Genomic DNA, 10931 nt, shown 5'->3' with positions numbered 1-10931 from the left:
CGCCATGGATGGCGCGTGGCGGCGGCCCCCCACATCAATGTCGGATTGCGGGCACACCGAGCCTAAGCGAGGTGCCGAGTGGTGGGGCAAGAGCCCTTTTGGTTACTTTTGGGGCTCTTTTCCAAAAGTGACCCGCTGTAAAAGCGGAACCCTAAGTAGCCGTGACCGCAGCAACGGATATGTACTCAACCCAATCCACCATCCCGGCCGCCCCAGAGGCCGCCATCGGGGGCAAGCCCCCTCCCACATTGAGCGCGATATGCAGTCGGGGCACTGACATCAAACCGTCATCTTTCCACCACCTTCCTGCCACATTCCCTCGCTAATGTCCTCGCCAATGAGATCGATCTCAAGCGAGCCCCAATGACTGACCTGAAAGACGTAGCACGCCTGGCTGGCGTGTCCCGCGCCACCGCTGCACGCACTTTTGCTTCCCCGGACCAGGTGCGCCCGGTGACCCGTGAGCAGGTGTTCGCCGCCGCCCGTGAGTTGGGTTTCCGGCCGAACCTGCTGGGCCGCCAGTTGCGCCTGCAGACCACCCAACTGATCGGCGTCGTGGTGCCCAACCTGCTCAACCCAGTGTTCGCCGAGCAGTTCCAGGCCATGGAGCGCGCCGCGCGGTCTCGGGGCTACAGCCTGGTGCTGGCCACCACCGATTACAGCAGCGAGCGCGAAAGCACGGTAGTGGAAGAACTGTTGCGCCAGCGCGTCGACGGTCTGGTACTGACGGTCACCGATGCCGAAAGCAATGCCGTGCTCAGCAGCCTGAACACCGAAAAGACACCCTTCGTGCTGGCCTACCATCAGCCGAGCAACCCCAACTACAGCGCCGTGTCGGTCGACAACCGCGCGGGCATGGCCCTGGCCACGCGTTATCTGCTGGACGCCGGGCACCGCCGGATCAGCATGGTCGCCGGCCCCGCGTTGCAGTCCGACCGTGCCCGTCTGCGGCATGCGGGGTATTGCGAGGCGATGGAAGCGTACGGTCTCAAGAGCCGCCCGGTGATCGAAATGCCGGCCCACACCCAGGCCGAGTTCACGGCGATCGCGCCGTTTCTCAAGAGCCCCGACGCGCCCACGGCGTTGGTGTGTTCCAACGACTTCCTGGCGATCAGCCTGATTGCCGAACTGCGCCGCAACGCCTGGAACGTTCCTGGGCAACTGTCTGTGATGGGCTTCGATGGCATCAGCCTCGGCACCCAGATGCACCCGACCCTGTGCAGCGTGGTGCAGCCCATTGCGCTGCTGGCCAGCACCGTGATTGACCAACTGCTGGCGCAAATCGCCGGCAACGCCCCGACGTCCCATTGCCTGCCTTGCCATATCCGGCCAGGCGAAAGTACCCAGCCCCATGAGGAGACCCTTGATGCGCGCACTCAGTAAAACCCTGGCAGCCCTGCTGCTGTGCGGTGCGGCCAGCCTGGCCCAGGCCGCCGACACTGCGATTTGCTACAACTGCCCGCCGGACTGGGCCGATTGGGGCACCCAGCTCAAGGCCATCGCCGCCAGCACCGGCGTGCAGGTGCCGCGGGACAACAAAAACTCCGGCCAGTCCCTGGCGCAGTTGGTGGCGGAAAAAGCCGCGCCGGTGGCCGACGTCGTTTACTACGGCGTCACCTTCGGCCTGCAGGCGCAAAAAGCCGAGGTGGTCGACACCTACAAACCCAAGGCCTGGGAGCAGATTCCCGCCGGCCTGAAAGACCCCGCCGGCCATTGGTTCGCGATCCATTCCGGGACCCTGGGCATCATGGTCAACGTCGACGCACTCGGCGGTCTGCCGGTGCCGCAAAGCTGGGCCGACCTGCTCAAGCCTGAGTACAAAGGCATGGTCGGTTACCTCGATCCGTCCAGCGCCTTTGTCGGCTACGTGTCGGCGGTGGCGATCAACCGCGCCATGGGCGGTGACCTGGACAACTTCGCCCCGGCCATCGACTACTTTCGCAAACTGGCAAAAAACAGCCCCATCGTGCCCAAGCAGACCGCCTACGCACGGGTACTGTCCGGCGAGTTGCCGATCCTGGTCGACTACGACTTCAACGCCTACCGCGCCCGCTACAAAGACCAGGCCAATGTCGCCTTCGTGATTCCGCAGGAAGGCAGCATCAGCGTGCCCTACGTCATGAGCCTGGTCGCCAACGCGCCACACCGTGCGAACGCGGAAAAAGTCCTCGACTTCGTGCTCTCGGACGAGGGCCAGGCACTGTGGGCCAAGGCCTACCTGCGCCCGGTGCGGCCGATGAAAATGCCGGCGGACGTCGCCGCACAGTTCCTCCCGGACAGTGACTATGCCCGCGCCGGTGTCGTGGACTACGAAAAAATGGCCGCTGTGCAGGAAGCCTTCGCCGCCCGTTACCTGAACGAGGTCAAGTAAGTGGCGACATCGGCAAAACACGCCGCCTGGGCGCTGGCCCCGGCCTTCGCAGTGCTGCTCGCGTTCTGGCTGTTGCCGCTGGCGCACCTGATGGTGCTCGGCGCCGAAAGCCGCGATGGGAGCGGCAGCGGCTACTGGCAGGTGCTCAGCAGTGCGCAGTATTTGGGCAGCCTGGGGCAAACCCTGATCCTGGCAGGGGTGGTGACGCTGGTCGCGCTGGTGATCGGCGGTATCAGCGGTGTCTTCCTCGCACGGCAACAGTTCTTCGGGCGCTCGGCGCTGGTGGCATTGCTCACGTTCCCGCTGGCGTTTCCCGGGGTGGTGGTGGGGTTCCTGGTGATCCTGCTGGCGGGGCGCCAGGGACTGTTTGCCGCCCTGGGCCTGCAACTGGCCGGTGAGCGCTGGATCTTTGCCTACTCGTTGGCGGGGCTGTTCGTGGGCTACCTGTACTTCTCGATTCCCCGGGTAATTCTGACGGTGATGGCTGCCTGCGAAAGCCTCGACCGCAGCCTGGAGGAGGCCGCGCATTCATTGGGGGCAGGGCACTGGCGCGTGGTCTGCGATGTGATCGTGCCGGGCCTGGCGCCGGCGCTGGCGTCGTGCGGTGCGATCTGTTTTGCCACGTCCATGGGCGCGTTCGGCACGGCGTTCACCCTGGGCACGCGCCTTAACGTCACGCCCGTGGCGATCTATAACGTGTTCACCAATTACGCCAACTTTGCCGTCGCCGCTGCGCTGTCGGTGGTGCTTGGCGCGGTGACCTGGGCCGTGCTGCTGCTCACGCGGCGCCTGGTGAAAAATTCGGGGACTGTGCTGTGAAGCGCTCATCGCTGTTTGTGCTGCAACTGCTGTTTACCCTGTTGGTGTGCGCCTTCATGTTGGTGCCGGTGCTGCTGTCGCTGCTGGCGGGGCTGACACGCAACTTCTTTGTCGGCGTTTCCAGCGGCTTGACCTTCGACTGGTTGATCCAGGTGTGGCAAGCCTATTCACCCACTGTGTGGCTCTCGCTGCAACTGGCCCTGGCCTGCGCGGTGTGCGTCTGCGTGATCGGTGTGCCGGCGGCCTATGCCCTGGTGCGCATGAACAACCGTTTCAGTCGCGCCTTCGAAGAACTGATGGTGTTGCCGGTGGCGATGCCAGGGTTGGCCAGTGCGTTGGCGCTGCTGCTGACGTACGGCCAGTTCGGCAGCTTTCGCAGCAGTTGGCTGTTCATCCTCGTCGGCCATGTGCTGTTCACCTTGCCGTTCCTGGTGCGCCCGGTGATGGCGGTGATGCAGCGCCAACAACTGCCGGTATTGGAAGAAGCTGCCGCCAGCCTCGGTGCAGGTCCGATCAAGCGCTTTTTCAGCGTGGTGGTGCCCAATTGCCGGGCGGGGATTCTGGCCGGCGTACTGATGGTGGTCACCCTGAGCCTGGGTGAATTCAACCTGACCTGGATGCTCCACACGCCGATGACCAAGACCCTGCCGGTGGGCCTCGCCGACAGCTACGCCTCGGCGCGCCTGGAAATCGCCAGTGCCTACACCCTTATCTTCCTGCTGATGATCGTGCCGCTGTTGATTGCGCTGCAGGCCATCAGTGCCCGTTTGTCCCGTGGAGAGCGTCGATGACCGCTATTACTATTGGCCTGCAAGGCTGTCGCAAGGCGTTCGCCGACGGCACCGTGGCCGTGCATGACCTGGACCTGACCGTCGAAGGCGGCGAAACCCTGGCGATCCTCGGCCCGTCCGGCTGCGGCAAAACCACCACGTTGCGCTTGATCGCCGGTCTGGAACGCCCGGACGTGGGCCAGGTGTTTTTCGGTGATCAGGACGTGACTCGCCTGCCCATTGAGCGCCGCGATGTGGGCATGGTGTTTCAGAACTACGCGCTGTTTCCCAACCTGGATGTGGCCGGCAACATTGTCTACGGCTTGAAGATTCGAGGGATGGCGCCGCGAGAGCGCAACAAGCGCTGCGAAGAACTGCTTGAGTTGGTGGGCTTGCAGCAGCACGGCAAGCGCAGTATCCATGAACTCTCCGGCGGCCAGCGCCAGCGCGTCGCCCTGGCTCGCGCCCTGGCGCCACGCCCGAAAGTATTGCTGCTGGACGAACCGCTGGCGGCCCTCGACGCACAACTGCGCGAGCGCCTGCGCAGTGAGTTGAGCGAACTGCTGCGCGGCCTTGGCATCACCTCGGTGTTCGTCACCCACGACCAGGGCGAAGCCATGGCCCTGGGCGACCGTATCCTGGTGATGGAGCACGGACGCATCGCACAACTGGCCAGCCCACGGGACATTTACCAGAAACCGGCCAATGCCTTTGTCGCAGGCTTTGTCGGCAACCTCAACGCCTTCGCCGTGAGCGGGTCGTCGCCCAAGGGCTTGAAAGTCTGCGGCGGCGAACTGCCGTGGCATGGCACCGACCAGCCCGACACCCTGTATTGCCGCCCCGAACATCTGCGGGTGATGGAGAGCGAAGGGCACTTGCACGGGCGTCTGCTGGCGCAGTTCTTCCAGGGCGCACAGAGCCGTTTGCTGGTGGACGTGGGCGGCCCGCAACCGTTGCTGGTCGACAGCAGCGACAACCAGCTGTACGTCGTCGGCGCGCCGATTGCCCTGGCGATTGCGCCGCACATGTTGTTCACCCTGAATGCGTGAGAATCCACTGTGAATCATCCGTTTCTCGTTGCACAGATCAGCGACCTGCACCTCAAGGCCGGCCAGCGCCTCACCTATGGCGTGGTTGACACCCTGGGCGCGCTGCGCCGCGCCGTCGATCACCTGAACGCCAGCCAACCACGGCCTGACATCGTGGTGATCAGCGGCGACCTCGTGGACTTTGGCCGCGCCGATGAGTACGCCGTGCTGCACCCTGAACTCGCGCGCCTGCACATGCCGTGCTACCTGGTACCCGGCAATCACGACGCGCGCGGGCCGTTGCTCGATGCGTTCGGCGATCATGCCTACTTGCCGTTATCGGCAGAGGGCCCGCTGGACTGGGTGGTAGACACGCATCCGCTGCGCCTGATCGGCCTCGACTCCACCATTCCCGGCAGCCATGGCGGCCAGTTGCTGGACAGCCAATTGCACTGGCTCGATGAGCAACTGGCGCTGCGCCCGCAGGCGCCGACCTTGCTGATCCTGCATCACCCGCCGTTTATCAGCGGCATCGGCCATATGGACCGCGAACCCTTCATCAACGCCGCCGCCCTGGAGCGCGTGGTGGCACGCCACCCGCAGGTGGAGCGCCTGTTGTGCGGGCATCTGCACCGGCCGATGCAGCGCCGTTTCGGTGCCAGCCTCAGTTGTGTATGCCCCGGCACGTCCCACCAGATCGTGCTGGATTTGCAGGATGCGGCGCCCGCGCATTTCAACCTGGAGCCGCCGGGCTATCTGTTGCATCGCTGGGATGCGCAACAGGGTTTGATCAGCCACAACGGCGTGTTCGGGGATTATCCGGGGCCGTATCCGTTCTATGACGCGCATGGGTTGATTGACTGAGGTTTCGATTCAGCTGATGTAACAGCTCGGGTACGGCGCCGGACCTGTGGCGAGGGAGCTTGCTCCCGTGAGGGCCGGACAGCCGACGCGTTTCTACCTGACGCTCCGAGGTCCAAATGTGGGAGGGGGCTTGCCCCCGATGGTGGCCTCTGGGCCGACCAGTATCTTGGATCAGACCGAGTACATATCCGTTTCTGCGGTAACGGCTGCTAATGGTTCCGCTTTTACAGCGGCTCACTTTTGAAAAGCGCAAAAGTAAGCAAAACGCTCTTGCCCCACCACTCGGCACCTCGCCCAGGCTCGGTGTGCCCTCTCTCCGGCTTGAATCCGTGGGCCGCCGCAATGGGCCATCCATGGCCCAGTGCGGCTAACCCGGCGTCCTGCCGGGTTACCCACGGATTCAAGCCTGCGTTCGGCCAGCGTGGTTTAACGGGGCGCCTGAGATCAAAAGCAGATCAAGATCAAGAGCGGCTCGCTTCGCATCGTGGTTACGGGTGGGCGCTGCGTTGCTGTCTGTATGAATAAATTTTGTATTCATCTAAAGAAAAATGAGTTTGTCTCATTATCGCCATCTCCCGACAATGGCCGCCATAGATACCGACATTGGAGATAAAAAGTCATGGCAGTCGCTCATTCCCTCGGATTTCCGCGCATTGGACGCGATCGTGAACTGAAAAAAGCGCAGGAAGCGTTCTGGAAGGGCGAGCTCGATGAAGCCGGCCTGCGCGCCGTGGGGCGTGACTTGCGCAAGGCCCATTGGGACCTGCAGAAACAGGCCGGCATCGAGTTGTTGCCCGCCGGTGATTTCGCCTGGTACGACCAGGTGCTGACTCACTCGCTGATGTTTGGCGTGATCCCGGAGCGTTTTCGTCCGGCCGATGGCCAGGCCACGTTGCACACGTTATTCGGCATGGCCCGCGGCGTCAGCGATGCGTGCTGCGCCGGCGCTCACGCCCAGGAGATGACCAAGTGGTTCGATACCAACTATCACTACCTGGTGCCGGAGTTCAGTGTCGATCAGCAATTCCACCTCGGATGGGACCAGTTGTTCGAAGAAGTCCAGGAAGCCCGCGACCTCGGGCACGCCGTCAAGCCGGTGGTGATTGGCCCGCTGACGTACCTGTGGCTGGGCAAGGCCAAGGGCGGCGACTTTGACAAGCTTGATCTGCTCGACCGCCTGCTGCCGCTGTACGGCCAGATCTTCCAGCGCCTGGCGGAGCTGGGTGTCGAGTGGGTGCAGATCGACGAGCCGATCCTGGTGCTCAATCTGCCGCAGGAGTGGAAGAACGCCTTTGAGCGTGCCTACAACCTGATCCAGCGTGATCCGTTGAAGAAACTGGTGGCCACCTACTTTGGCGGGCTGGAAGAAAACCTCGGCCTGGCCGCCAATCTGCCGGTCGACGGGCTGCACATCGACCTGGTACGCGCGCCGGAGCAATACCCGACGATTCTTGATCGCCTGCCGGCTTATAAGGTGCTGTCCCTAGGCGTGGTCAACGGCCGTAACGTGTGGCGCTGTGACCTGGAAAAAGCCTTGGCGACGTTGCAACACGCCCAGGACAAACTTGGTGAGCGCTTGTGGGTCGCGCCGTCCTGTTCACTGCTGCACAGCCCGGTGGATCTGGCGCGTGAAGACCAGTTGGACGGCGAGTTGAAGAGCTGGCTGGCCTTCGCTTTGCAAAAGTGCGCGGAAGTCGCGGTACTGACCCAGGCCCTCGACCAGCCCGAGGCGCCGCAGGTGCTGGCCGCGCTGGCTGAGAGTCGTGCGGTACAGGCTGCGCGCGCCGCTTCGCCGCGTATTCACAAGCCCGCCGTGCAAGCGCGCGTTGCCGCGATCAGCGCCAGGGACAGCCAGCGCCAATCGCCGTTTGCCCAGCGTATCGAGAAGCAGCGGGCCGGCCTCGACCTGCCGCTGTTTCCCACCACTACCATCGGTTCGTTCCCGCAAACTGCGTCGATCCGCCTGGCGCGCCAGTCGTACAAGGCCGGCAAGTTGAGCGAAGCCGAATACGTCGAAGCGATGCACAGCGAGATCAGGCACGCGGTTGAGGTGCAGGAGAACCTCGGGCTGGATGTGCTGGTGCACGGTGAGGCCGAACGTAACGACATGGTTGAATACTTCGCCGAGCAATTGGACGGCTACGCGTTCAGCCGTTTCGGCTGGGTGCAGAGCTACGGTTCGCGCTGTGTGAAACCGGCGCTGATCTACGGCGACCTGAGCCGTCCGAAAGCCATGACGGTCGAGTGGATTCGCTACGCCCAGGGCCTCACGCGCAAGGTGCTCAAGGGCATGTTGACGGGCCCGGTGACCATGCTGATGTGGTCGTTCCCACGGGAAGACGTGAGCCGTGAAGTGCAGGCCCGGCAGTTGGCCCTGGCGCTGCGTGACGAGGTGGTGGACCTGGAAGCCGCCGGTATCAGGATCGTGCAGATCGACGAGGCCGCGTTCCGCGAAGGCTTGCCGTTGCGTCAGGCGCAATGGCCGCACTACCTGGACTGGGCCACCGAAGTGTTCCGCCTGTGCGCCTGCGGCGTGCGTGACGAGACCCAGATCCACACCCACATGTGCTACAGCGAATTCAACGATGTGATCGAGTCCATCGCGGCGATGGATGCCGACGTCATCACCATTGAAACCTCGCGCTCGGACATGGCGTTGCTCGATGCGTTCGAAGCCTTCGCCTACCCCAACGACATCGGCCCCGGCGTCTACGACATCCACTCGCCACGGGTGCCGGAGGTGGCGCAGATGGTTGACTTGCTGCGCAAGGCGGCCAAGCGGATTCCGGCTGAGCGGTTGTGGGTGAACCCCGATTGCGGCCTGAAAACCCGTGGCTGGCCGGAGACGGAAGCGGCGTTGATCCACATGGTGACGGCGGCGCGCCAGCTGCGTGCGGAACTGGGCTGAGGGCGAAGATTGCGCGGTAGACGTTTGCGTTGTACGGCATACTGCGCCAATGACTTTCGACTCGCCGCTCGCCGCTTATCAACACGCTATCGCCCGGCAGGGCTTCGTGCCCGACGACGCTCAACGCCGGGCGGTGCAGGCCTTGCAAGCCTGTCACCAGGCGTTGCACCAGAGTGGTTCGCCGATTACCGGCGTTTACCTGTGGGGGCCGGTGGGGCGCGGCAAGACCTGGCTGATGGACCAGTTCCATCAAAGCCTGCGCGTGCCCGCGCGCCGCCAGCATTTTCATCACTTCATGGGCTGGGTGCACCAGCGCTCGTTCCAGCTCACCGGGACCCGGGACCCGCTGCAGGCGGTGGCGCGGGAACTGAGCCGGGACGTGCGCGTGCTGTGCTTCGACGAGTTGTTCGTCAATGACATCGGTGACGCAATCATTCTCGGCCGTCTGTTTCAGGTGATGTTCGAGGAGGGCGTGGTGATGGTCTGCACCTCCAATCAACCCCCTGAGCATCTGTACGCCGAAGGTTTCAACCGTGAGCGGTTCTTGCCGGGTATCGCGGCGATCAATCGGAATATGCAGGTGCTGGCCGTGGACGGCGGCGAGGATCATCGCCTGCATCCCGGCGTGGGTCTGCAGCGCTACTGGGTCAATCGGCCCGATGCACTGGCCACGCTGTTCCGGCAGATGAGCGACGGGCAAACCCTCAGCGACGAGAAGGAAGTGAACGTGGGGCATCGCACGATAGCGGCGGTGCAGGCCAGTGACGCGGTGCTGTGGTGCCGTTACGCCGAGCTCTGCGAACAACCCCTGGCGGCGATGGATTTCATGCTGCTGTGTGATCGCTTCAAGGCCATCCTGCTGGGAGAGGTGCCCAACCTCAGCGCACAGCAGCGCCCTGGTCGTATTGCCCGGGGTACCGAAGACGGCGCCGAGCGCGTGGTCGCGGGGGATCGGCAATTGCCGGAGTTGTCCAGGCATGATGACAGCGTGCGACGCTTCATCGCGCTGGTGGATGAGTGTTACGACCGCAAAGTGCCGTTGTTCATCGAGGCCCAGGTGCCGCTGGAGCGTCTCTATACCGAAGGCTACCTGGCGTTTCCTTTTCGTCGCACCTTGAGCCGCTTGCGCGAAATGCAGCTGCAGCGATTCGGCGCCTGAGAGCCCCGCGTTCACTGCGCTTGAGGCGTTGGATACGTGCAATCTACGCGCTTTCTGTCAGACATTTGTCGTTAATCTCCTTCATCTACTGCCGACTCCATGCTTACAATCAACCTTCTCAAAGGGAATCGGTTCCCTGGTTGTCGTTATCGAGGAAGGAAATGGACACCCCAGACATCCTGGTGCTGCAAGCCAGCTACACCAACGCCGTACACGCCGATGCCATCGGTTCGCTGCTCAACCACTATGCTGAAGACCCGATGGGCGGCGGCCACAGTTTGCCGGCCGACCTGTTGCAGCAACTGCCTGCGGAGCTGGCCAAGCGCCCTCATGCGTTCAGTGTGCTGGCGTTCGTTGGGGGTGTCCCGGCCGGGCTGGTCAATTGCTTCGAAGGGTTTTCGACCTTCGCCTGTCGGCCCTTGGTCAATGTCCACGATGTGATGGTGGCGCAACAGTTTCGGGGCTTGGGGTTGAGTCAGAAGATGCTGCAGAAGGTCGAGGAAATCGCCCGGCAGCGCGGTTGCTGCAAGATCACCCTGGAAGTGCTTGAAGGCAATGCGCTGGCCCAGTCGGCGTATCGCAAGTTCGGTTTTGACGATTCGGTATTTGATCCCGCCCATGGCCGCATGTTGTTCTGGAACAAGGCACTTTAATAAAAGCACTGCAAAAAAGGCGCGATGATGATCGTTCCCAAGCTCCGCGTGGGAACGCCGCCCCGGACGCTCCGCGTCCTGCTGTCAGCGAAAAAACGGCACTCGTGTAATGGTGACGCAGAGCGTCACGGGATGCATTCCCACGCGGAGCATGGGAACGATCAAGGAACGATCAATTGTTGTTCTGGAACAAGTCACTTTAATAAAAGCACTGCAAAAAAGGCGCGATGATGATCGTTCCCACGCTCCGCGTGGGAATGCCGCTCCGGACGCTCCGCGTCCTGCTGTCAGCGAAAAAACGGCACTCGCGCAATGGTGACGCAGAGCGTCACGGGATGCATTCCCACGCGGAGCATGGG

9 protein-coding genes are annotated in these 10931 nt (G+C 63.0%); all 9 read left to right on the top strand.

Translation table 11 applies throughout. The annotated features are described in order from the left end of the window. Positions 1 to 363: 363 nt before the first annotated feature. Positions 364 to 1383 carry a LacI family DNA-binding transcriptional regulator gene (locus BFP96_RS16170; protein ID WP_065887407.1) on the top strand — a complete coding sequence of 340 codons (1020 nt, stop codon included), beginning with the start codon at positions 364 to 366 and terminating at the stop codon, positions 1381 to 1383. Beyond that, the gene (locus tag BFP96_RS16165) at positions 1367 to 2371 is read left to right on the top strand and encodes an ABC transporter substrate-binding protein (RefSeq protein WP_065936582.1); all 1005 of its coding nucleotides are present in this window, start codon (positions 1367 to 1369) and stop codon (positions 2369 to 2371) included. Before BFP96_RS16170 ends, BFP96_RS16165 begins: the two co-directional genes overlap by 17 nt. Next, the gene (locus BFP96_RS16160) at positions 2372 to 3190 is read left to right on the top strand and encodes an ABC transporter permease (protein WP_065936581.1); all 819 of its coding nucleotides are present in this window, start codon (positions 2372 to 2374) and stop codon (positions 3188 to 3190) included. Next, positions 3187 to 3981 (top strand): ABC transporter permease, encoded by a 795-nt coding sequence (locus tag BFP96_RS16155; protein WP_065887404.1) that lies wholly within the window; start codon positions 3187 to 3189, stop codon positions 3979 to 3981. The genes BFP96_RS16160 and BFP96_RS16155 overlap by 4 nt, the downstream gene beginning before the upstream one ends. Continuing rightward, positions 3978 to 5009, top strand: a complete 1032-nt coding sequence (locus tag BFP96_RS16150) for an ABC transporter ATP-binding protein (protein ID WP_065936580.1) — start codon at positions 3978 to 3980, stop codon at positions 5007 to 5009. Before BFP96_RS16155 ends, BFP96_RS16150 begins: the two co-directional genes overlap by 4 nt. Before the next feature lie 9 nt (positions 5010 to 5018). Continuing rightward, positions 5019 to 5852 carry a phosphodiesterase gene (locus BFP96_RS16145; protein ID WP_065936579.1) on the top strand — a complete coding sequence of 278 codons (834 nt, stop codon included), beginning with the start codon at positions 5019 to 5021 and terminating at the stop codon, positions 5850 to 5852. Positions 5853 to 6471: 619 nt separating this feature from the next. After that, positions 6472 to 8760: a 5-methyltetrahydropteroyltriglutamate--homocysteine S-methyltransferase gene (metE, locus tag BFP96_RS16140; protein ID WP_065936578.1), complete on the top strand. Its 2289-nt coding sequence runs from the start codon at positions 6472 to 6474 to the stop codon at positions 8758 to 8760. A gap of 49 nt (positions 8761 to 8809) precedes the next feature. Beyond that, positions 8810 to 9919 (top strand): cell division protein ZapE, encoded by a 1110-nt coding sequence (gene zapE / locus BFP96_RS16135; protein ID WP_065936577.1) that lies wholly within the window; start codon positions 8810 to 8812, stop codon positions 9917 to 9919. Between the two features lie 161 nt (positions 9920 to 10080). Continuing rightward, positions 10081 to 10572: a GNAT family N-acetyltransferase gene (locus BFP96_RS16130; protein WP_065887399.1), complete on the top strand. Its 492-nt coding sequence runs from the start codon at positions 10081 to 10083 to the stop codon at positions 10570 to 10572. Positions 10573 to 10931 lie beyond the last annotated feature (359 nt).

Source organism: Pseudomonas sp. 34 E 7 (genome assembly GCF_900005715.1).
GTDB lineage: Bacteria > Pseudomonadota > Gammaproteobacteria > Pseudomonadales > Pseudomonadaceae > Aquipseudomonas > Aquipseudomonas orientalis_A.
The sequence above is the reverse complement of the archived record's forward strand: the minus strand, read 5'-3'. Positions and strand labels throughout refer to the sequence as shown.

What these genes read in the sequence shown, in the direction of transcription:
- BFP96_RS16170 (WP_065887407.1), top strand. Translation starts at nt 364, where the DNA reads ATGACTGACCTGAAAGACGTAGCACGCCTGGCTGGCGTGTCCCGCGCC.
- BFP96_RS16165 (WP_065936582.1), top strand. Translation starts at nt 1,367, where the DNA reads ATGCGCGCACTCAGTAAAACCCTGGCAGCCCTGCTGCTGTGCGGTGCG.
- BFP96_RS16150 (WP_065936580.1), top strand. Translation starts at nt 3,978, where the DNA reads ATGACCGCTATTACTATTGGCCTGCAAGGCTGTCGCAAGGCGTTCGCC.
- metE (WP_065936578.1), top strand. Translation starts at nt 6,472, where the DNA reads ATGGCAGTCGCTCATTCCCTCGGATTTCCGCGCATTGGACGCGATCGT.
- zapE (WP_065936577.1), top strand. Translation starts at nt 8,810, where the DNA reads ATGACTTTCGACTCGCCGCTCGCCGCTTATCAACACGCTATCGCCCGG.
- BFP96_RS16130 (WP_065887399.1), top strand. Translation starts at nt 10,081, where the DNA reads ATGGACACCCCAGACATCCTGGTGCTGCAAGCCAGCTACACCAACGCC.